The sequence below is a fragment of the Rossellomorea sp. NPDC077527 genome, from assembly GCF_044542955.1.
GTDB classification, from domain to species: Bacteria; Bacillota; Bacilli; order Bacillales; family Bacillaceae_B; genus Rossellomorea; species Rossellomorea aquimaris_E.
The window spans coordinates 225,292-246,547 of the sequence record NZ_JBITVL010000003.1 but is presented as its reverse complement, the minus strand read 5'-3'; the positions used below and the strand labels follow the sequence as shown (position 1 = coordinate 246,547).

Annotated in this window: 22 protein-coding genes and 1 other annotated feature; all 22 genes read left to right on the top strand. The window is 41.6% G+C overall.

All coding sequences use genetic code 11. The annotated features are described in order from the left end of the window. Positions 1 to 839 precede the first annotated feature (839 nt). The 22 genes from ACIGG7_RS11150 (at position 840) to ACIGG7_RS11045 (ending at position 21,191) form a co-directional block, all read left to right on the top strand. Positions 840 to 1,625 (top strand): cell division protein FtsQ/DivIB, encoded by a 786-nt coding sequence (locus tag ACIGG7_RS11150; RefSeq protein WP_224941206.1) that lies wholly within the window; start codon positions 840 to 842, stop codon positions 1,623 to 1,625. Further along, positions 1,600 to 2,307 carry a DUF881 domain-containing protein gene (locus ACIGG7_RS11145; protein WP_224941205.1) on the top strand — a complete coding sequence of 236 codons (708 nt, stop codon included), beginning with the start codon at positions 1,600 to 1,602 and terminating at the stop codon, positions 2,305 to 2,307. The genes ACIGG7_RS11150 and ACIGG7_RS11145 overlap by 26 nt, the downstream gene beginning before the upstream one ends. A 75-nt stretch (positions 2,308 to 2,382) precedes the next feature. Continuing rightward, positions 2,383 to 3,111 (top strand): DUF881 domain-containing protein, encoded by a 729-nt coding sequence (locus ACIGG7_RS11140; protein WP_224941204.1) that lies wholly within the window; start codon positions 2,383 to 2,385, stop codon positions 3,109 to 3,111. Between the two features lies 1 nt (position 3,112). Beyond that, positions 3,113 to 3,475, top strand: a complete 363-nt coding sequence (locus ACIGG7_RS11135) for a small basic family protein (protein ID WP_206851012.1) — start codon at positions 3,113 to 3,115, stop codon at positions 3,473 to 3,475. Between the two features lie 115 nt (positions 3,476 to 3,590). Further along, on the top strand, positions 3,591 to 4,889 hold the full coding sequence (gene ftsA / locus ACIGG7_RS11130; RefSeq protein ID WP_224941203.1) for a cell division protein FtsA: 1,299 nt from the start codon (positions 3,591 to 3,593) through the stop codon (positions 4,887 to 4,889). A gap of 41 nt (positions 4,890 to 4,930) precedes the next feature. Further along, a complete protein-coding gene (gene ftsZ, locus ACIGG7_RS11125) occupies positions 4,931 to 6,094 on the top strand; it encodes a cell division protein FtsZ (protein WP_397549802.1) in 1,164 nt (387 codons plus the stop codon). A 538-nt stretch (positions 6,095 to 6,632) separates the two neighbouring features. After that, complete coding sequence (gene spoIIGA, locus ACIGG7_RS11120) at positions 6,633 to 7,559, top strand: sigma-E processing peptidase SpoIIGA (protein WP_224941201.1); 927 nt, start codon at positions 6,633 to 6,635, stop codon at positions 7,557 to 7,559. A gap of 53 nt (positions 7,560 to 7,612) precedes the next feature. Continuing rightward, on the top strand, positions 7,613 to 8,332 hold the full coding sequence (gene sigE / locus ACIGG7_RS11115; protein WP_224941200.1) for an RNA polymerase sporulation sigma factor SigE: 720 nt from the start codon (positions 7,613 to 7,615) through the stop codon (positions 8,330 to 8,332). 201 nt (positions 8,333 to 8,533) lie between these two features. Then, on the top strand, positions 8,534 to 9,310 hold the full coding sequence (sigG, locus tag ACIGG7_RS11110) for an RNA polymerase sporulation sigma factor SigG (RefSeq protein ID WP_060669863.1): 777 nt from the start codon (positions 8,534 to 8,536) through the stop codon (positions 9,308 to 9,310). 560 nt (positions 9,311 to 9,870) lie between these two features. Beyond that, on the top strand, positions 9,871 to 10,158 hold the full coding sequence (locus ACIGG7_RS11105; protein ID WP_034755825.1) for a YlmC/YmxH family sporulation protein: 288 nt from the start codon (positions 9,871 to 9,873) through the stop codon (positions 10,156 to 10,158). A gap of 51 nt (positions 10,159 to 10,209) precedes the next feature. After that, positions 10,210 to 11,031: a peptidoglycan editing factor PgeF gene (gene pgeF / locus ACIGG7_RS11100; RefSeq protein ID WP_397549801.1), complete on the top strand. Its 822-nt coding sequence runs from the start codon at positions 10,210 to 10,212 to the stop codon at positions 11,029 to 11,031. Position 11,032: 1 nt separating this feature from the next. After that, positions 11,033 to 11,707, top strand: a complete 675-nt coding sequence (locus tag ACIGG7_RS11095) for a YggS family pyridoxal phosphate-dependent enzyme (protein ID WP_397549800.1) — start codon at positions 11,033 to 11,035, stop codon at positions 11,705 to 11,707. A 16-nt stretch (positions 11,708 to 11,723) separates the two neighbouring features. Further along, positions 11,724 to 12,167: a cell division protein SepF gene (locus tag ACIGG7_RS11090; RefSeq protein ID WP_224941197.1), complete on the top strand. Its 444-nt coding sequence runs from the start codon at positions 11,724 to 11,726 to the stop codon at positions 12,165 to 12,167. Between the two features lie 8 nt (positions 12,168 to 12,175). Next, complete coding sequence (locus tag ACIGG7_RS11085) at positions 12,176 to 12,439, top strand: YggT family protein (protein ID WP_224941196.1); 264 nt, start codon at positions 12,176 to 12,178, stop codon at positions 12,437 to 12,439. Positions 12,440 to 12,524: 85 nt separating this feature from the next. Then, positions 12,525 to 13,295, top strand: coding sequence for a YlmH family RNA-binding protein (locus ACIGG7_RS11080; protein ID WP_397549799.1), 771 nt, complete (start codon positions 12,525 to 12,527; stop codon positions 13,293 to 13,295). Positions 13,296 to 13,384: 89 nt separating this feature from the next. Beyond that, on the top strand, positions 13,385 to 13,900 hold the full coding sequence (locus ACIGG7_RS11075) for a DivIVA domain-containing protein (RefSeq protein WP_098350955.1): 516 nt from the start codon (positions 13,385 to 13,387) through the stop codon (positions 13,898 to 13,900). Between the two features lie 47 nt (positions 13,901 to 13,947). After that, positions 13,948 to 14,181, top strand: a binding site (T-box leader). Between the two features lie 116 nt (positions 14,182 to 14,297). Beyond that, positions 14,298 to 17,069 (top strand): isoleucine--tRNA ligase, encoded by a 2,772-nt coding sequence (gene ileS, locus ACIGG7_RS11070; RefSeq protein ID WP_397549798.1) that lies wholly within the window; start codon positions 14,298 to 14,300, stop codon positions 17,067 to 17,069. Between the two features lie 134 nt (positions 17,070 to 17,203). Beyond that, entirely contained in the window at positions 17,204 to 17,485 is a 282-nt protein-coding gene (locus tag ACIGG7_RS11065; protein WP_224941193.1) for a hypothetical protein, read from the top strand. A gap of 106 nt (positions 17,486 to 17,591) precedes the next feature. Further along, entirely contained in the window at positions 17,592 to 18,086 is a 495-nt protein-coding gene (gene lspA, locus ACIGG7_RS11060) for a signal peptidase II (protein ID WP_224941192.1), read from the top strand. After that, entirely contained in the window at positions 18,058 to 18,969 is a 912-nt protein-coding gene (locus ACIGG7_RS11055; protein WP_224941191.1) for an RluA family pseudouridine synthase, read from the top strand. The genes lspA and ACIGG7_RS11055 overlap by 29 nt, the downstream gene beginning before the upstream one ends. A 198-nt stretch (positions 18,970 to 19,167) precedes the next feature. Then, positions 19,168 to 19,713 carry a bifunctional pyr operon transcriptional regulator/uracil phosphoribosyltransferase PyrR gene (gene pyrR / locus ACIGG7_RS11050; protein WP_224941362.1) on the top strand — a complete coding sequence of 182 codons (546 nt, stop codon included), beginning with the start codon at positions 19,168 to 19,170 and terminating at the stop codon, positions 19,711 to 19,713. 149 nt (positions 19,714 to 19,862) lie between these two features. Further along, a complete protein-coding gene (locus ACIGG7_RS11045) occupies positions 19,863 to 21,191 on the top strand; it encodes a solute carrier family 23 protein (RefSeq protein ID WP_397549797.1) in 1,329 nt (442 codons plus the stop codon). Positions 21,192 to 21,256: the final 65 nt, after the last annotated feature.

The window sequence follows — 21,256 nt, the reverse complement described above, 5'->3', positions numbered from 1 at the left end:
TTATTATTTGGGAGAAGGGGAAGTGTTGACAGAGCAAAGGTTCATGAATATCAGTTGAAAAAGAGTTGCTGTAAGTTATCCTGACATTACACTGGTATTGCTGAAACACTTATGCTTGGACAGTTGATTGGAGCAGAAGGTGCTCGACTCCTGCGGGAAATGCTGGACAGGTGAGACCCCACAGGGCTTTAGCCCGAGGAGGCTCACCGCCAGCCCCGCGGAAAGCGAGTACCTGGAGCGGAGATCAACCACTTCCACTTATCTCTACATCCAAAAGCAACAATGTTTATGAAAACAGACTTTTTTATCGATGAAAGGAATCTAAAGAAAATCTATGTTTTATTGAAATAACAATAGGATATTTAAAGATGGGATGTTACAATAAATTACATATACGTAATTCATTATTATCATGCCTTTTCAAAATAAAGGAGAGTTTGTTACTTTTGTTAACCAAAACTTTTACAATTCAATGACATGCATTCATAATGCTTAAATTGTTGTTTAAAATAGGGTTCAAGAGTGAAATACATAAGGTAGCCTTTCCTTTGGAAAAGGAACGAAAGTATATCCCAAAAGTGGTATGAGCAATCCATCTTAGGGATCTGTTTATTCAATCTCTTAAATAGGACAGGCTGTCGAGAAATGTAGTCACCCGGTAACACTCATTTGTTTTCAAAATGGTTTATGGCAGAAAACGTTCTGTTCCTCTTTTAACCTGGTATACCTTCGTATAGAATAGAAAGTATCCCAATGTAAAGAGTACTTTCATTATAAGACAAGATGAGTTTATCTCATCCCATACATAATGAATTCAAAGTGAAATTGAGGAGAACGAAATGAAAAAAGAAAATGTTGTTTCCATAGAAGATCGAATTCCCAAATTAAAACAACACCGAAAAAAGAAGGCAAATCGCAGACTTTTGTTTTTACTTGCTTTATTCTTTCTGATGATTCTTTCGGTTGTATACTTTCAATCGCCTTTGAGTCATGTACACAAAGTGACTGTGGATGGGAATGAGCTTATTTCGAATAAGACGGTTCTTCAAAAAAGTGGAATTGACAATGGAATGAACGTGTGGAGTGTAAACAAAGAGAAAACGGTGGAACAATTAAAGAAGCTTCCTGAAGTGAAGGATGCAACGGTAAAGTTAACCTTTCCCAACACTTATCAAATCTCCATCCAAGAATATGATAAAAAGGCTTACCTTTCGAAGGGAAGTAAGTTTTATGTCATATTGGAAAATGGAAAGGTATTGGATAAAGGGACAGAATCGATCCCTGTCGATGCACCTTTATTAAGGGGGTTCGAAGAAGATAAGACTCTAGTCATAATGGTTAACGAACTAGGGAAGCTTCCTAAGGAAGTACAGCATCTTATCTCAGAGATTAATCTTGTTCCCAAGAAAACAGATCAGTATCACTTGACTCTCTTTATGAATGACGGATTCGAAGTGAGTGCAACCATACGAAGCTTCTCAGAAAAGATGATGCATTATCCTTCGATTGTCAGCCAATTGGATCCATCGGTCAAAGGGGTCATTGACTTAGAGGTTGGTTCTTATTTCAGAGCCTACGAAACGGAAGGTGAACAAAGCAATGAAGAGGATGAGGGTGAGAGGTAAGCACGTGATCCTCTCTCTTGTATGTCTGGTTTTGGGTTTCATCCTTGCTTTTTCATTCAGTCTGGCAAACACAGAACAAGCAGAACTTGGGAATCGGACAAATGGTCAGTGGAAACAGGAAGAAGCATTAAGAGATCAAATCCTCGAGTATCAGCAGAAGAATAACAATCTTCAGGAAAAGCTCTACGAGAAACAGGAGAAGGTCGGTAATATGGAGAAGGAATTCTCCAAAGAGAAACAAATTTATTTTAACCTGGCAGAAGATGCCGAGAAGTACAGAATGTACTTAGGCAAAACGAAAGTGAAAGGTCCTGGGGTAACGGTAACCTTATCCGATGCGAAATATGATCCAGAGGAAGAAAACGCAAATAACTATATTGTCCATGAACATCACGTGTTCAAGGTGATTAATGAATTATATATAGCGGGTGCTTCTGTAGTTGCAATCAATGGGCAAAGGCTTAAGCATGATTCATACATACTCTGTAACGGTCCGGTCATCCAGGTAGATGGAATCGATTATCCTGCCCCGTTCAAAATTACGGCAATCGGAGATCCGGAAGTGTTATCCTCTGCCATGAATATTACGGGCGGAGTGAAGGATCAGCTTGTGAACGACAATATTATCTTTGAAATGAAAAAAGAGAATTCGGTCATCCTGGAACCGACGATTGGTGAATGATGTACTTGCACCCATTGAAGTGTACGATTGGGTGTATTCAGGATGAGGGGTAGTTTTGAAAGTAAGGTGCACTAAATGGACAACAAACTTAAAATCAGCTTTACCGTCATTACGGTCATAATCGGATTTATGATTGCCATCCAGTTCCAGACTGTCAAAGAGCCCGTAGTCCGGGATACAAGAGATATTTGGGAATTGAGGGAAGCTCTTTTGAAAGAAAAGGAAGTGAATTCCAATTTACTTTCCGAAACGCGTTCTGTGGAAGCGAAGCTTGAACAATATAAGACAGAACAACAATCGAGTCCCGAACAGGCATTAAAGCAAACCCTGGAGGAATTGAAGACTGAAATGGGCTTGACAGAGAAGACAGGTCCCGGCCTCATCCTGACGATCGAGCCTTCAATGGAAGAAATCCTGTTGGGTGAAAAGGTTCAAAACGTTTCACCTGAGCTTCTGGAGAGGCTAGTAAATGAGCTGAACCAGTATGATGCAGTGGATATTGCGATTGATGGCCATCGACTAATCAATACTTCGGTCATTCGGGATATTAATGGAGAAACGAAGGTTGATGGAAATACGATAAAGAAAATACCGTTTGAGGTGAGGGTTCTGACCAAAGACGTAAAAGCTGCCAAGGACTTGTATAATCGTATGCAGGTTTCACGGTCAGTAGAAGATTTCTTTATCGATAACCTGAGGGTCAGCATTTCAAAGCCTTTAGAAAAGCTGGTGGTACCAGAGTATAAGGATAGCATCCGGATCCGATTCATGGAACCGGTTAAGGAAAGAGGAGGGAACGAATAATATGTGGCTTCCCGTTTTAGGGTTGCTAGTAGGGGTCTTCCTTGGGCTTCTCACAGATATTAGAATTCCAGAAGAGTATTCAAATTATTTATCGATTGCCGTTCTGGCAGCATTGGATACATTGTTTGGCGGTATTCGTGCTCACCTCCAAAATATTTATGATGATAAGGTCTTTGTTTCTGGGTTCTTTTTTAATATTTTACTAGCAGCAAGTTTAGCTTTTCTGGGGGTACATCTTGGTGTAGACTTGTATTTGGCGGCTGTTTTTGCTTTTGGAGTAAGATTATTCCAGAACATTGCAGTGATTAGAAGAATAATGATTAGCAATTGGTCAAATAATCAAGAAAAAAGAGAAAAAAATTAGAATTTTAAAAGGGAATCGTTTTTGTTACGACGAATATCATATTAAGATATACTTAGAATCATGTTTTTCTAGGATTGTTGTTCCAAATAAACATTCTTTAAGGAGGTGCCATAGAGTGAACAGCAATGAAATTTACGTTAGCCTAGACATCGGTACATCCACAGTGAAAGTAATCATTGGTGAAATGACAAATGATTCCTTAAACATAATCGGTGTAGGAAATGTGAACTCAGAAGGAATCAGAAAAGGTTCCATCGTAGATATAGACGAAACTGTTCATACGATCAAGAAGGCAGTTGAACAAGCTGAAAGGATGGTCGGTTTATCCATAAGCCAGGTCATTGTAGGAATTACAGGAAACCACGTGTCGCTTCAATCTTGTCATGGAGTTGTGGCCGTTTCGAGCGACAATAGGGAAATTGGCGATGAAGATGTTCTACGAGTGATGGACGCAGCTCAGGTTGTTTCTATTCCTCCAGAAAGGGAAATCATCAACGTAATCCCTAGACAGTTCATCGTTGATGGATTGGATGAGATTACAGATCCCCGTGGCATGATCGGTGTTCGACTCGAAATGGAAGGCACCATCATTACAGGATCTAAGACGATTTTACATAATACTCTCCGTTGTGTTGAAAAGGCTGGTCTTGAAATTGTCGATATTGTCCTTCAGCCATTAGCTGCCGGTACGGTGGCATTATCGAAGGATGAAAAAAATCTTGGAGCTGCCCTGATTGATATCGGTGGTGGATCTACAACCATAGCTGTTTTCGAACAAGGGCATTTAAAGGCTACGACTGTGCTTCCGGTTGGGGGAGAACATATCACCAAAGATTTATCGATTGGATTACGGACTTCGACGGATGATGCCGAGAAAATCAAAACAAAATATGGCCATGCATTTTATGACCATGCTTCAGAAGATGAAGTGTTCAGTGTGCCAATTATTGGCAGTGATCAACACCAGCAATTTAATCAATTAGAAATTTCTGATATTATAGAAGCAAGGCTGGAAGAGATCCTGGACCTCATCAGCCACGAGCTGAAACGATTGGGAATCAGGGACCTGCCGGGTGGTTATGTATTAACTGGTGGTGTAGCAAATCTTCCAGGTGTGTTAGAATTAGCACAAATCGTTTTCCAAAATCGTGTACGAGTGGCAATTCCTGATTATATAGGAGTTCGGGAACCACAGTATACAACAGCAGTTGGATTGATCAAATACGCTCAAAAAAATGCTAGATTGCAAGGAAGATCTGTCAGTGCAGAACCAGTGCCCGTAGAGGCAGCTGAGAAACGTCAATCAAAACCGGTTACTAAAAAGCCAAAGCCTGCAAAGGTAAATGAAGAAGAACATGAAGATGAAAAGGCCATGTCAAAAGTGAAAAAGTTCTTTGGATACTTCTTTGAATAAATAAAGGAATCCATAGATTCGACGAGTTAGGAGGATTTGTCATGTTGGAGTTTGATACAAATTTAGATTCATTAGCGACAATAAAAGTTATTGGTGTCGGTGGCGGAGGAAACAATGCCGTAAACCGAATGATTGAACATGGAGTTCAAGGTGTTGAATTTATTGCCGTCAATACGGATGCACAAGCTTTGAATCTATCAAAAGCTGAAATAAAAATGCAAATCGGTGGCAAATTAACCAGGGGATTGGGAGCAGGTGCCAATCCTGAGGTGGGAAAAAAAGCTGCTGAAGAAAGTAAAGAACAGATCGAAGAAGCTCTTAGAGGAGCGGACATGGTCTTTGTTACTGCCGGGATGGGTGGAGGAACCGGTACTGGTGCAGCGCCGGTAATCGCTCAGATCGCACGTGAAATCGGAGCATTGACAGTGGGTGTCGTAACGCGACCATTCACCTTTGAAGGCCGAAAGCGTTCAAATCAGGCAAGTGGTGGTATCGCTGCTATGAAAGAAGGAGTAGATACACTGATCGTTATTCCAAACGATCGCCTTCTAGAGATTGTGGATAAGAGCACACCTATGCTTGAAGCTTTCCGTGAAGCGGATAATGTACTGCGTCAGGGTGTACAAGGTATCTCGGATTTGATTGCTACACCTGGTCTGATCAACCTGGACTTTGCAGATGTTAAGACCATCATGTCTAACAAAGGTTCAGCGTTAATGGGTATCGGTGCCGCGTCTGGCGAGAATCGTGCCACTGAAGCTGCGAAAAAAGCGGTTTCCAGTCCATTGCTTGAGACATCCATCGATGGTGCTCAAGGTGTCCTGATGAACATTACAGGTGGAACGTCGTTAAGCCTTTACGAAGTACAGGAGGCAGCTGATATTGTTGCATCTGCTTCAGATCAGGAAGTAAACATGATCTTCGGTTCAGTCATCAACGAAGATTTAAAAGATGACATCGTTGTAACCGTCATTGCGACTGGTTTCAATGAAGAGGTCATCCAGCCACCAAAGCAAACACGACCAACATTTGGTGGGATGAAACCAAATCAAAGTCCTAGCCCGAGCCAGTCGATTAAACGGGAACAGCCTAAACGTGAAGAGCAGCCTCCACAGCAAGAGCCTGTGAGAACCTCTTCCAATCAAGGTGCGGAAGAAACACTGGATATCCCAACCTTCCTCCGTAACCGTAATCGCCGCCGATAATAAAAAAGCGTAGGCGGCTGTTCAGCCCTGACAAGCATAACAAGGAAATCCCAACAGGCGTTTTCTGCCTGATGGGATTTTTTTGATATGACCTCGAGGGGCTAGCCGCTGCAGCTGGAGAAATAGAAAAGCGGAAGGGCTTTGCCCAGAGGCGACAAGCATAAGATGAGCCACCCGGAAAGGCGTACTTTGCCTTATTGGGTGGCTTAGCTTATGACCTCGAGCCTCTAAGCCCTGCAGCTGGACAAAAAGAGAAAGCGGAGGCGGCTCGTTCAGCGCCGACAAGCATAACTTGAAAATCCCCAAAGGCAATCATGTCTTTGGGGATTTTTGCTTTTTCCTTCTATCTATTTTCCCCCAAAACAAGAACAAAAAATGCCATATATTTAATGACATTTTTCGTTCTTATCTCCGAAAAGTTTTCCGAAGGAGCATACAAAAAATGACAACCTTTAAAGGGTATGTACGATATACTGCTGATAAGTCATTCCTCTCGTGACTAAATGGAACTTGATGAAGTTTAAAAGGAGGGTAGAAATTGACTTTATACTTGGATGTCATCTGGTTGTTAAATCTGTTAGTAGACTTTTTCCTTCTATGGTTAACAGGGATCATCTTAAAGAGACAATATGCCCTCTGGAGAATTGGTATCGGGAGTTTGATAGGCTCTATCATTATTCTCCTTGCTTTTTCACCACTAGCTCATTTTACTGGAAGCCCACTTGTTAAGTTATTATTCTCAATTGTCATGGTCTATACAGCCTTTGGTTACAGAAGATTGCGCTATTATTTATCAAATCTTCTAATGTTCTATTTCGTTACCTTTTTTACGGGTGGGATATTAATCGGGACTCATTATTTTATAAGTTTTGATCCAAGTCGGGAATCGTCCGTTCTGCTCGCAAGCATACGCGGATTCGGAGACCCGATCAGCTGGGTATTTATCATGCTTGCCCTGCCTCTTGCATGGTATTTCTCAAAGGGGAGGGTTGACAGCATAGAACACGTGAAGCTCCAATTCGATCAACTCCTGGAAGTGAGTATAAGGATTGAAGATTTCCATTGTACAGTCACTGGTCTTGTGGACAGTGGAAATCAGCTTCAGGATCCGATCTCCAAATGTCCTGTCATGTTTTTATCTATTGCAGACATCAAGGGGGAGATCCCAGATGAAATGAAGGCACTTTGCCATGATGTTGAAGAGATCTTTTCGGGTGTGAAGCATATTGACACTCGCTGGTCAGACAGATTGCGCATCGTCCCTGCACAATCCGTGGGAAGAAAAAGTCAGCTTCTAGCCGCGTTAAAGCCTGATTCAATTGTTTTGAAGGATCATGAAACCGAATGGGCTGTACCAAATGGGTTAATTGCCTTCAGGGAAGAACCTCTAGCAGCCGATGGGCATTTTCAAGCAATCGTCCATCCAAAAATGGCTTCAAGAAAACCAGTGCTAAATGTTTCTTAAATCAATTATTACTACTATACTCACATTTCAAAGAAATAGAAGGGGGAGCAACAATGAAAATATTCAAAGTTAAGTTTTTATATTACTGGTACAAACTGTTAATCAAGCTTGGTCTAAAAACAGATGAAATTTACTACATAGGCGGTAGTGAAGCGCTGCCTCCTCCATTGACTAAAGAAGAGGAAGAAGTGCTCCTCAATAAATTACCTAAAGGGGACAAGGCGGCAAGGTCGCTATTAATTGAACGTAACTTAAGGCTGGTTGTATATATAGCACGAAAGTTTGAAAACACGGGGATCAATATTGAAGATTTGATCAGCATCGGTACAATCGGCTTGATCAAAGCAGTGAATACTTTCAATCCTGAAAAAAAAATCAAGCTGGCTACGTATGCTTCAAGATGTATTGAAAATGAGATTCTCATGTATTTAAGAAGAAACAATAAAATCCGATCTGAAGTTTCATTTGACGAACCCCTTAATATCGATTGGGATGGAAATGAATTGCTGCTATCAGATGTACTTGGCACGGACGAAGATATCATCACAAAAGACCTTGAGGCAACAGTTGATAAAAAATTACTCTTTAATGCCCTGCATCAACTTTCAGACCGTGAGAAACAAATTATGGAGCTTCGTTTCGGTTTAATGGGAGAAGAAGAAAAGACCCAGAAAGACGTAGCTGATATGCTGGGAATATCTCAATCCTATATCTCAAGATTAGAAAAAAGGATTATTAAACGTCTAAAGAAGGAATTTAATAAGATGGTTTAAAAGAAGTAAAGCTGACCTTTTCAATTGAAAAGGTCAGCTTTTTATATTTAAAATGAATAACATTTTTTTAACCCTTATTTATCCATATTTCATAAGGGATTTGGAGTATATCATCCACTACTTGTCAGAATGAAATGCATATTTTTCCTCTTCAAGGAAATACTGAATTTTGTACAGCAGCTCCTACAAGGAGGGGAAAGAATGACACGTAATAAAGTCGAGATTTGTGGTGTGGATACGTCCAAATTGCCGGTTCTCAAAAATGACGAAATGAGAATACTGTTTAAAGAAATGCAAGCGGGTGACATTTCAGCAAGAGAAAAACTGGTCAATGGAAATTTGCGCCTCGTCTTAAGTGTAATTCAGCGCTTTAATAATCGTGGTGAGTATGTGGATGATTTATTTCAAGTAGGTTGTATTGGATTAATGAAATCCATTGATAATTTTGATCTGGGTCAAAATGTTCGATTCTCTACATACGCGGTTCCAATGATCATTGGGGAGATCCGTCGCTATTTAAGAGACAATAACCCAATAAGAGTGTCCCGTTCACTGCGAGATATTGCGTACAAGGCTCTACAAGTAAGAGAAAAATTAATGGGAGAGACATCTAAAGAACCAACGGCAGAAGAAATTGCCAAAGTTCTTGATGTATCCCATGAGGAAATTGTATTTGCACTTGATGCCATCCAAGATCCTGTTTCGTTATTTGAACCAATTTACAATGATGGCGGTGACCCTATCTTCGTAATGGATCAACTAAGCGATGAAAAAAACCGGGATTTTCATTGGATCGAAGAAATCGCCCTTCAAGAAGGGATGAGGCGATTAAATGATCGTGAAAAACTTATCATCAGCAAACGTTTCTTCCAAGGAAAAACTCAAATGGAAGTAGCTGACGAAATTGGCATCTCTCAGGCTCAAGTATCAAGACTCGAAAAAGCAGCAATCAAACAAATGAACAAAAATATTCAATAAGACAAGAAAAGCGGAGGCGGCTCGTTCAGCCCCGACAAGCACAACTGGGAAATCCCAAAAGGCGTACTTTGCCTTATGGGATTTTTCAGTTGTGACCTCGAGGGGCTAGCCGCCGCAGCTGGACAAAGAAAAGCGGAAGGGCTTTGCCCAGAAGCGACAAGCATAAGGCGAACCATCCGGAAAGGCGTACTTTGCCTTTTTGGATGGTTTGACTTATGACCTCGAGCTTCTAAGCCCTGCAGCTGGACAAACCGAAAAGCGGAGGCGGCTCGTTCAGCCCCGACAAGCACAACTGGGAAATCCCAAAAGGCGTACTTTGCCCTTATGGGATTTTTCAATTATGACCTCGAGCCTCTAAGCCCTGGAGCTAGACAAAACGAAAAGCGGAAGGGCTTTGCCCGGACAAAACACAAAAGAAAGGCAGATCACCTTCGGGATGGTCTGCCTTTTTATTTGCTGCATACACTAATAATAACTACTTGAAATGGGTGAAAAGTGTAAACATACACATTTACCGTGATCAATACATTAGGAACGAGATGAAAAGAGGGTGAAGAAACATGGTACGTATATCTGAATTCCAGGTCAAAGATGTGGTGAGCATTTCAGATGGGAGAAAGTTAGGGAACATTGGTGATATTGAAATAAACCTGGATACGGGAAGAATCGAGGCAATCGTCATCGGTACCGGAGGGAAAATATTAGGTTTTTTTGGCAAAGACGAAGATATAGTGATTCCTTGGAGCAGTATCGTGAAAATAGGAGAAGATGTAATTCTGGTCAGATATAAAGACAGCCATTATATTCAAGGGCAGCTTCAAGAACCGAAACAATCTCCCGATACATGACGAATCTTAAGCGACTATGGTACACTTAATAAAAAACGAAGGAGATTCAACGTGTCGAAAGAACCCTTTGTAGTAGAAACAGAATCTTATTATTCTATTGATAGATGGACGCAAAAACATTCTAAACTAGTGGCAGGAATTACCACAAAGCATGGCGGAGTCAGTGACGGACCGTTTCATTCATTCAATATGGGTCTTCATGTAGGTGACAAGGACTCTTCTGTCATCCATAATCGCCAATCTCTTGCAACAGCTCTTCATATACCTTTGAAGAGATGGGTGGCGGCTGAGCAAACACATGGGAATCATATTTACTCTCCAGGTTCTGAAGACGCTGGGAGAGGTGCAGAGAATTACCATAGCAGCATCAAAGACACAGACGGATTCATAACAGATGAAAGAAACCTCCTGTTAACGATGTGCTATGCAGATTGTGTTCCCCTTTATTTCCTTGACAGAGATACAGGGACAATTGGATTGGCTCATGCGGGATGGAAGGGGACGGTTCTTGAAATAGGACCCAAAATGGTCCATGAATTCATCGGGAATGGGTCCTCCCTATCTTCGTTAGAAGTGGTAGTCGGGCCATCCATATGCAAGGAATGCTATGTGGTGGACGATTATGTGATTGATAAAGTGAAAAAAACACTAGAAGATGAAAACAACTTACCCTATAATTTAAAGGAAGAGGGACAGTACAATCTCGACCTTAAGAAGTTAAATCAACAGTTATTACTGCAGAGTGGATTGCATTCAGAGCAAATCCATATTTCCAGTTTTTGTTCATCCTGTCACAACGAATTTTTCTCTTATAGAAGAGATAGTGGAGAAACGGGAAGAATAATGAGTTTTATCGGCTGGAAGGAGAATTAACATGAAAGTTTCGGAAAACCTGAAAATCATCAAGGAAAATATTCAGACTGCCTGTGAACGTAGTGGAAGGCTTGAAGACAGCGTAAATATTGTAGCCGTCACGAAATACGTATCGACCGAACGGGCAGAAGAGGCTGTTGAAGCTGGCCTTCTCCACTTAGGGGAAAACCGGGATGAAGGATTGGTTTCTAAGTGGGAGGTTTTACAGGACAAGCCTCAATGGCATTTCATCGGCTCCCTGCAATCAAGGAAGGTTAAAAACATCATTGATAAGGTCTCATACATACATTCCCTGGATCGTCTGTCATTAGCGAAAGAAATTCATAAAAGGGCGGATAGGCCTGTGTCTTGTTTCGTTCAAGTGAATGTGTCGGGAGAAGAGTCAAAGCATGGTATTTCTCCCGATGAAGTGAAGAAATTTATCGTCAGTTTAAAAACGTATTTCAATATTAAAGTCGTGGGATTAATGACAATGGCTCCACATACGGATGATGAATCTTTCTTACGTTCTTGTTTCAGACAGCTGAAAACCGTTCAGGAAGAAATCCATGCACTAAACCTTCCTTACGCCCCATGCACGGAATTATCTATGGGGATGAGCAATGATTATATGATTGCGATAGAAGAAGGTGCCACATTTATTCGTATTGGAACGGCATTAGTTGGAAATGACTGAGAGGGGATGAATACAAATGGGTATTAAGTCAAAGTTTAAAACGTTCTTTTTACTTGATGAAGATGAGTATGATTATGAAGAAGAAAAGTATGAAGAGGAATACGAGGAGAAGAAGCCCATGAAGTCGCAGCTTTCTAATACGAAACAAAATGTTGTGAGCCTTCAAAGTGTTCAAAAGTCTTCTAAAATGATTCTCGTCGAACCGAGAGTATATGCGGAGGCTCAGGAGATTGCAGATCATTTAAAGAATCGCCGTTCAGTACTTGTGAACCTGCAGAGGATTCAGCATGATCAAGCGAAAAGGATTGTCGATTTCCTCAGTGGAACTGTCTATGCAATCGGAGGCGACATTCAGCGGGTAGGCGATAATATTTTTCTATGCACACCTGATAATGTTGAGGTGAGCGGAAATATTTCTGAGTTCTTAAAAGAGGAAGATCTTTCAGATTCGAGGTGGTAATGTAAATTATGGTATTGTTGTATCAAATCTTGTCTAACTTAATTCAAATTTATTCATGGGCATTAATCATTTATATTTTGATGTCATGGTTTCCAAATGCCAGAGAGACATCGATCGGGCAGTTCCTTTCGAGGATATGCGAACCGTATCTTGAGCCATTCAGACGTATTGTTCCATCGATCGGGATGATTGATATTTCACCTATTGTGGCTTTCATTGTGTTGAACCTGGCGCAATCGGGGTTATACCAATTATTCAAGTGGCTTATTTAAACTAGGCTATAAAGCATAAAGAACTGAAACCGGGCAAACAGTTTCAGTTCTTTTATTTTGTGTAAATCACTTAAGGGGTGAACGAATGTCTTCGATCTATCAACATTTTAGGCCGGATGAGAAAGAATTTGTGGATGCTGTGCTGGAGTGGAAGCAAACAGTGGAAAGTCAATATGCTCCGAAACAAACGGACTTTTTAGACCCAAGACAGCAGCATATTGTCGAGTCCATAGTAGGAAGTAACGACGAAATCTTGGTTTCTTTTTATCCGGAAGATTCGGAACGCAAACGGGCTTTATTATACCCTCCCTATTTCCAACCAGAAGAAGAAGATTTTGGAATAGGGGCTTTTGAAATACAGTACCCTTCGAAGTTTGTTACAATAGAACACAGACAAGTATTAGGGACCCTGATGTCACTTGGATTGAAAAGAGAGAAGTTTGGGGATATTGTGACGGGTGAGGATATCATCCAGATTATACTTGCCGATGAAATCTCGGATTATGTCCGCATGGAACTTACCCAAGTAGGGAAAGCCAAGGTTTCTCTAAAAGCAATAACATTAAAAGACAGAATTCAAAGTAGGGAAGAATGGCAGGAGAAGACGACCACCGTCAGTTCATTGAGACTGGACGTCGTTCTTGCAGCCATCTACAATGACTCCCGTCAAAAGGCTCAAACATTGATTAAAAGCGGGCACGTAAAAGTGAATTGGAAAACGGTTGAAAATTCATCTTTTGAAGTCGTTGCTTCGGATGTCATATCAGCAAGAGGCTATGGCAGAAGCAAGTTAATGAGTATTGAAGGAAGAACAAAGCGAGATAAATGGCGAATTTCTGTTGGAATACTGAAATAATTTGAGAAAAATAAAGGAATTCCCCCACATGCTGTCGAAATTTTAGTTATAATAAAAATGTAATTCACCAAGTACTGGAGGTGGCTCCCATGCCTTTAACGCCATTAGACATACATAATAAAGAATTTAGTCGTGGCTTTCGTGGTTATGATGAGGATGAGGTTAATGAATTTTTAGATCAGATTATTAAAGATTACGAAATTCTGATCCGTGAGAAAAAAGAGACGGAAGAACGTTTAAACTCCTTAAATGAACGATTAGGTCATTTCACAAACATCGAGGAAACGTTGAACAAATCAATCGTCATTGCTCAAGAAGCAGGGGAAGAAGTCAAGCGGAATGCAATGAAAGAATCCAAGCTAATTATTAAAGAGGCAGAAAAGAACGCTGATCGAATCGTGAATGAATCATTGTCCAAAGCACGTAAGATTGCCATTGAAATTGAAGAACTCAAGAAACAGTCAAAAGTGTTCAGAACCCGATTCAAAATGCTGATTGAAGCACAGCTGGATTTATTGGATACCAATGACTGGGATCAACTGATGGAATTCGATTTGGATGCAACAGATTTAAAAACTTTAAAAGAAGAAGAGACATTGTCTTGACGAGAATAGCAATACTTTCATATAATTGAACAACAATCTTTTTTGTCATAAAAGCTACGACAGGGACAGTACGTTCTTTTTCATATATCCTTACTAGCGAGTCGGGGACGGTGTGAGCCCGACAAGGAAAAAAGCACGGAAGATCACCCTCGAGCCCTATTCATGAAATTCGAATCGAAGAGTAATGAATAGCGAATTATTCACGTTACGAATCATAACAAGTGAAGGCCGAGCTGGTCTTTATGAGGGTGGTACCGCGGGAAAGCTTTCTCGTCCCTGTTCAGGGATGAGAGAGCTTTTTTATTTTTCCTATAAACAGAAAGTGCATCCGTTCTGATTAAGACGTGAAGGATTTAGAAATGATGGCAATAAGATAAACGTTTAGGAGGAAGAGTTCATGGAATATAAAGATACATTACTGATGCCGAAAACGGAATTTCCAATGAGAGGGAATTTACCGAAGCGCGAGCCAGATACCCAGAAAAAATGGGAAGAAATGAATATTTATCAAAAAGTGCAGGAAAGAACAAGTGATCGTCCTTTATTCATCCTTCACGACGGACCTCCATATGCAAATGGTAATATCCATATGGGTCACGCATTGAATAAGGTGCTGAAGGATTTCATTGTTCGATATAAATCCATGAGTGGATTTCACGCACCGTATGTCCCGGGTTGGGATACCCATGGGTTGCCTATCGAGCAGGCCTTAACAAATAAAGGCGTGAAACGCAAAGAAATGACGATTGCAGAGTTTCGTAAATTATGTGAAGAATATGCATATGAGCAGGTAGATAACCAACGTAAGCAATTTAAACAATTAGGGGTACGTGGTGATTGGGATAATCCTTATATTACACTCAAGCCTGAATATGAAGCCCAGCAGATCAAAGTGTTCGGCGATATGGCGAAAAAGGGATACATCTATAAAGGGAAAAAGCCTGTCTATTGGTCACCATCAAGTGAATCAGCACTTGCTGAAGCAGAGATCGAATATCAGGATAAGCGTTCTCCATCCATTTATGTTGGATTTGCCGTTACAGATGGAAAGGGTGTTCTACAGGAAGGAACCCAGCTCGTTATTTGGACGACAACTCCTTGGACGATCCCTGCCAATCTTGGAATCGCAGTTCATGCTGATCTTAGCTATGTCGTTGTAACCGTAAAGGAAAACAGCTATCTAGTTGCAGAAGATTTACTTGAAGAAGTAGCAAAGAATCTCGAGTGGGAAGATTATTCCGTATCTAATAAAGTGAAAGGTGCCGACCTTGAACATGTCGTTGCCAAACACCCGCTGTACGATCGTGAGTCACTTGTGGTCCTTGGAGAGCATGTTACGACTGATTCAGGTACAGGTTGTGTTCATACAGCACCTGGTCATGGTGAGGATGATTTCCTTGTAGGAAAGAAATATGGCCTTGACGTGTTATGTCCTGTAGACGATAAAGGGGTTATGACTTCGGAAGCCCCTGGATTTGAAGGATTATTTTATGACAAAGCCAATAAGCCGATCACGGATAAGCTACAGGAAGTGGGAGCGTTACTCAAGTTAAACTTCATTACTCACTCTTATCCACATGATTGGCGTACGAAGAAGCCGGTTATTTTCAGAGCTACCGCTCAGTGGTTTGCATCTATTGATAAATTCCGTAAAGAGTTATTAGAAGCGGTAAATGAAACGAAATGGGTTCCTGCATGGGGAGAAACACGCCTATTCAATATGGTCAGAGACCGTGGGGACTGGTGTATTTCCCGTCAACGTGCATGGGGGGTGCCGATTCCGGTATTCTATGCTGAAAATGGTCAGGAAATCATTACAGATGAAACGATTGATCATGTGTCTAATCTCTTCCGTGAACACGGGTCAAATATCTGGTTTGAGAAAGAAGCGAAAGATCTTTTACCTGAAGGATTCACTCATGAAGGTAGCCCGAATGGGACGTTCACGAAAGAACAGGATATCATGGATGTCTGGTTTGACTCAGGTTCTTCACATCAGGCTGTCCTTGAGGAACGTGATGATCTACAACGTCCGGCAGATTTATATTTAGAGGGATCGGACCAATATCGCGGATGGTTCAACTCATCTTTAACGACGAGTGTAGCCGTTACAGGCAAAGCTCCATATAAAGGCGTATTGAGTCATGGTTTCGCCTTAGATGGTGATGGAAGAAAAATGAGTAAATCCCTAGGCAATGTCATGGTTCCTGAAAAAGTCATGAAACAGCTCGGTGCCGACATTCTTCGCCTTTGGGTCGCATCTGTTGATTATCAAGCGGATGTGCGTGTATCAGATCCTATACTGAAGCAGGTAGCAGAAGTTTACCGTAAGATCCGTAATACATTCCGTTTCTTATTGGGCAATCTTTCTGACTTCGATCCTAAGACCAATGCTGTATCGTTTGATCAGCTAAGAGAAGTGGATCAATTCATGCTTGTGAAGCTGAATGACCTTGTGAAAAGCGTGAAAAACTCTTATGATAAATATGAATTTGCGAGCATTTATCACGCTGTTAATAATTTCTGCACATTGGACCTAAGTTCATTCTACTTGGATTTTGCCAAGGATGTCCTTTATATCGAGTCAGAAGATCATGACGATCGTCGTGCGATTCAGACTGTCTTATATGAGTGTCTAATGGCTCTGACAAAACTGATGTCTCCAATCCTTTCTCATACTGCTGATGAAGTATGGGCATATATCCCGGGAGCAGAGGGAGAAAGCGTGCAACTGACGGATATGCCTGAAGTACAGTCGTTTGACAATGCTGATCAGTTAAAGAAAAAATGGAATGCTTTCCTGGAATTAAGAGATGATGTTCTAAAGGCTCTTGAGGAAGCTCGTAACCAGAAGATAATCGGGAAATCATTGACAGCTAAAGTGACCCTTTTCGTGAATGATGAAACGAAAGACTTGCTACATTCCATTAAAGAAGACGTAAAGCAGTTATTTATCGTGTCTGCCTTTGAAATAGGTGGAGCTGTAAATGAAGCCCCCGGGCATGCTTTAAGCCTCGGTGAAAACAATATCGTTGTTGAAAAGGCCGATGGTGAAACATGTGACCGCTGTTGGGTTGTCACGACAACAGTAGGAGAGGATAAAGATCATCCAACCCTTTGCACACGTTGTGCATCTGTTGTGAAAGAAAGTTATTCTCACTTGGCATGATGAAAAAAGGTGACCCGTCATTTGGCGGGTCACCTTTTTAATCTGTTTATGCTCAATTCAAATTCCATAATTGCTATATCTTGCAACACAATATTCAAGACCGTTTCCTCCATACTATAAATGGAGGGATCAAGATGACATATGACCGATACACATCCATTGTAGAAGAGCTGGTGACATCCTTGCAGGAGCTTGAGGCAAGTCAATCTCAGCATCCTTTAGTACAACAATATATATACGACGAAATCAACGATGTGAAGCAAGCACTGGACCGTTTCCAGGACAATCAGTACGGAACCTGTGAAATGAGTGGTGTAGAAATTCCTTTTGATTACATGCTGATGAATCCAACCTGTACCAAAATAGAAGATGCGCTGGATTGGAGAAGGTTTGGAAAGATTTCTTCATATACGTAGATTTCAATTGCTTTTACGTTGTTCTTCTCCAGTTTCAGTGTCTTTATTTCCCCTTTTATGCTAAAATGCAAAGGTAATCAATTAACGATGTTCGGAGGTTGCCTTTGTGTATTATTATTTAGTGGCTTTGATTGTCATTGGATTGGATCAATTTACAAAATGGTTGGTTGTAAGACGAATGACCGAGGGAGAGAGCATTTCGATTATCGACAATGTCTTTTATCTTACTTCTCACCGGAATCAAGGTGCAGCATGGGGAATCCTCCAAGGCCAAATGTGGTTCTTTTATGTTATTACATTAGTCGTGATTGTAGGTATTGTGTATTATATGCAAGTCCATGCAAAAGGGCATTCATTGTTTAGTCTGAGTCTCGCTTTTATGCTTGGTGGAGCAATTGGAAACTTTATTGATCGTGTCTTAAGAAAAGAAGTGGTCGATTTCTTAAATACATACATTTTTTCCTATGATTTTCCGATTTTTAATATTGCCGATGCAGCATTAACCATTGGAGTGGCATTGTTACTCATTTACATGTATTTAGACGAACGAAAAGCAAAGAAGGAGAACAAAAATGGAAGTAATTCAGCACAACATACTTGAGGATGAACAGGGTGAACGAATCGATAAGGTCGTCAGTCAATTGAACAAGGAATGGTCACGTTCCCAGGTTCAACAATGGATAAAAGACGGTCATATCAAAGTGAATGATGAGAGTGTCAAGCCAAACTTGAAATGTCCATTGAACGCGGTGATCACGGTTTCAATCCCTGAACCGGAAGAATTAGATGTAGAGCCTGAAAATTTACATCTGGATATCGCATATGAAGATGGAGATGTCATCGTGGTGAACAAGCCGAAAGGGATGGTCGTCCATCCTGCTCCTGGACACTATTCAGGAACGATGGTGAATGGATTGATGTATCATTGCAAGGATCTTTCAGGCATCAACGGAGTCTTAAGACCCGGGATCGTCCATAGAATCGATAAGGATACGTCCGGTTTACTGATGGTAGCGAAGAATGACATGGCTCATGAACATCTTGTAAACCAGTTGGTAGAAAAGTCTGTAACGAGAAAATATACGGCCATTGTACATGGCTTGATCCCACATGAATACGGAACGATCGATGCTCCTATTGGTAGGGACCCTAAAGATCGCCAAAGCATGGCTGTCGTGGATAATGGAAAACAGGCTGTTACCCATTTCAGGGTCTTGGACCGGTACAAGGATTTCACACTGGTTGAATGTGAATTGGAAACAGGAAGAACTCATCAGATCCGTGTGCATATGAAATATATCGGATACCCGCTTGCGGGGGACCCGAAATATGGTCCACGCAAAACGCTTAGTATCGATGGACAAGCCCTCCATGCTGGTGTATTGGGTTTTATTCATCCCCGAACGGAAGAATATATGGAGTTCCATTCAGAACTGCCTGATGAATTCGCCAAATTAGTGAAGCATCTTGAAAATAATCGTTGACAATTTTCGACCTGACCTTTATCATATAGTTAATCGAATAAGTACCCTTTAATACGGTCCCGTGAGGCTGAGAAGGAGCAATGTACGACCAATCATCTTGGCGTGCAATCTGATATCATAACGATAAGTGTGCCCTCTCATCAATAGCGGTGAGAGGGATTTTTTATGTGCGAAATTAAAGATATTGAGGTGGCGAAAATGACGAAGAAAGCAACAGTATTGGATCAGCCCGCCATTCGAAGGGCACTCACAAGGATTGCCCATGAAATCATTGAACGAAATAAGGGAATCGAGGATTGTGTTCTTGTTGGAATCAAAACAAGGGGAATTTACATCGCCAACCGATTAGCTGAACGGATACACGCGATTGAAGGCGAAGAAATCCCTGTAGGTGAAATAGATATTACACTATACCGGGATGATCTCACAAAGAAAACCGAGGATCACGAACCAGAAGTGAAAGGTTCCGATCTTCCGGTTGATATTACAAACAAAAAAGTCATACTGGTGGATGATGTATTATTCACAGGAAGAACGGTCCGTGCAGGATTGGATGCCTTGATGGATCTCGGCAGACCAAGTCAGATACAACTGGCTGTACTGGTGGACCGGGGACACAGGGAATTACCAATACGGGCAGATTTCGTCGGGAAGAATATTCCGACTTCAAGCTCTGAAAAAATCATGGTTGCATTAACAGAAGTAGATCAGGAAGACGTAGTATCCATTCACGAAAAAGAATAATGATAGTCCTTTTAATAGCGGTCCAGAGAGGCTGACAAAGGATGGGAATGAAGGTAGTAACCTGGCCTTCTTGTACCCTCTTTGTGCCCTCTTTACGACAAAGAGGGTTTTTTTATGGGGAATTATGGGTAATAGAGGAGGAAACATACATGAATCAAGATCAACGAATCGTATTAGACGTAGAAGAAGTACCGAATATAGGGAAATGGATTACACTGAGCATCCAACATTTATTTGCGATGTTCGGGGCAACGGTACTGGTTCCATTCCTGGTAGGGTTAAGTCCGGGAGTCGCCCTCATTTCAAGCGGATTGGGAACACTGGCATATCTGCTGATTACAAAGGGTAGGATTCCTGCTTACCTTGGATCATCATTCGCATTCATTGCACCGATCCTAGCCGCTAAGAGCCTTGGAGGTCCGGAAGCTGCCATGATGGGAAGCTTCCTCGCCGGTATTGTATACGGTATCGTCGCACTACTCATTTCGAAACTGGGATTGAAATGGCTGATTAGGATCCTGCCCCCGGTTGTAGTAGGGCCAGTCATCATGGTCATCGGATTGGGTCTTGCCGGAACGGCTGTGAATATGGCGATGTATGAAAATCCGGGAGCAGAACAATTAGTCTACAGTAATACTCACTTCATGGTCGCACTTGCGACTTTGGCCATAACCGTCATCTGCTCGATTTATTTTAAAGGCTTTCTCGGAATGGTTCCGATCCTTGCCGGTATCATCGGAGGGTATATCATCGCATTTTTCGCAGGGCTGGTGGACTTTCAACAGGTCATAGATGCACCGTTCTTCCAAATGCCGGACTTCTTTATCCCGTTTGTTGACTACACGCCAAGCTTCTCTTGGGAAATCGTGTCCATCATGGTTCCGGTTGCCCTGGTGACCCTGGCGGAGCATACGGGGGATCAGATGGTATTAAGTAAAGTGGTAGGGCGGAATTTCATTGAAAAGCCGGGTCTTCACCGCTCCATACTAGGAGATGGGGTAGCGACGATGATTGCATCCTTCCTGGGTGGGCCACCAAATACAACATATGGTGAAAACATCGGGGTCCTGGCCATTACACGGGTGTTCAGTGTATTCGTCATCGGTGGAGCTGCGGTCCTGGCCATCCTGTTCGGATTCGTAGGGAAAATCACCGCCTTGATCGGCTCCATACCATCAGCTGTCATGGGAGGCGTATCCATCCTCCTGTTCGGAATCATCGCTTCAAGTGGATTACGTATGCTGATTGACAATAAAGTGGACTTGGGGAACAAGCGGAACTTAGTCATCTCAAGCGTCATCCTGGTAATTGGAGTCGGAGGTGCATTCGTAAAGATTAACGAAAATGTGTCCTTATCCGGAATGGCTCTTGCAGCGATTGTAGGGGTGTTCCTGAACCTGGTCCTACCAGGCAGGAAAGAAAGTGAAGGAGACAATAATTTATTCAAAGAAGAAAATAAGAAGCAAGATGTTGCATAGAAACACCTTTTAACATGGTCCAGAGAGTCTAAGAAGGGTGAATTTGAACAAGGCATGCGGGGTTT

What these genes read in the sequence shown, in the direction of transcription:
- ACIGG7_RS11105 (WP_034755825.1), top strand. Translation starts at nt 9,871, where the DNA reads ATGGTACGTATATCTGAATTCCAGGTCAAAGATGTGGTGAGCATTTCA.
- sigE (WP_224941200.1), top strand. Translation starts at nt 7,613, where the DNA reads ATGAAAATATTCAAAGTTAAGTTTTTATATTACTGGTACAAACTGTTA.
- pyrR (WP_224941362.1), top strand. Translation starts at nt 19,168, where the DNA reads ATGACGAAGAAAGCAACAGTATTGGATCAGCCCGCCATTCGAAGGGCA.
- ACIGG7_RS11065 (WP_224941193.1), top strand. Translation starts at nt 17,204, where the DNA reads ATGACATATGACCGATACACATCCATTGTAGAAGAGCTGGTGACATCC.
- ACIGG7_RS11080 (WP_397549799.1), top strand. Translation starts at nt 12,525, where the DNA reads ATGTCTTCGATCTATCAACATTTTAGGCCGGATGAGAAAGAATTTGTG.
- sigG (WP_060669863.1), top strand. Translation starts at nt 8,534, where the DNA reads ATGACACGTAATAAAGTCGAGATTTGTGGTGTGGATACGTCCAAATTG.
- ACIGG7_RS11055 (WP_224941191.1), top strand. Translation starts at nt 18,058, where the DNA reads ATGGAAGTAATTCAGCACAACATACTTGAGGATGAACAGGGTGAACGA.
- ACIGG7_RS11145 (WP_224941205.1), top strand. Translation starts at nt 1,600, where the DNA reads ATGAAGAGGATGAGGGTGAGAGGTAAGCACGTGATCCTCTCTCTTGTA.
- ACIGG7_RS11090 (WP_224941197.1), top strand. Translation starts at nt 11,724, where the DNA reads ATGGGTATTAAGTCAAAGTTTAAAACGTTCTTTTTACTTGATGAAGAT.
- ACIGG7_RS11135 (WP_206851012.1), top strand. Translation starts at nt 3,113, where the DNA reads ATGTGGCTTCCCGTTTTAGGGTTGCTAGTAGGGGTCTTCCTTGGGCTT.
- ACIGG7_RS11045 (WP_397549797.1), top strand. Translation starts at nt 19,863, where the DNA reads ATGAATCAAGATCAACGAATCGTATTAGACGTAGAAGAAGTACCGAAT.
- ACIGG7_RS11085 (WP_224941196.1), top strand. Translation starts at nt 12,176, where the DNA reads ATGGTATTGTTGTATCAAATCTTGTCTAACTTAATTCAAATTTATTCA.
- ACIGG7_RS11140 (WP_224941204.1), top strand. Translation starts at nt 2,383, where the DNA reads ATGGACAACAAACTTAAAATCAGCTTTACCGTCATTACGGTCATAATC.
- ACIGG7_RS11150 (WP_224941206.1), top strand. Translation starts at nt 840, where the DNA reads ATGAAAAAAGAAAATGTTGTTTCCATAGAAGATCGAATTCCCAAATTA.
- ACIGG7_RS11075 (WP_098350955.1), top strand. Translation starts at nt 13,385, where the DNA reads ATGCCTTTAACGCCATTAGACATACATAATAAAGAATTTAGTCGTGGC.
- ileS (WP_397549798.1), top strand. Translation starts at nt 14,298, where the DNA reads ATGGAATATAAAGATACATTACTGATGCCGAAAACGGAATTTCCAATG.
- ftsZ (WP_397549802.1), top strand. Translation starts at nt 4,931, where the DNA reads ATGTTGGAGTTTGATACAAATTTAGATTCATTAGCGACAATAAAAGTT.
- ACIGG7_RS11095 (WP_397549800.1), top strand. Translation starts at nt 11,033, where the DNA reads ATGAAAGTTTCGGAAAACCTGAAAATCATCAAGGAAAATATTCAGACT.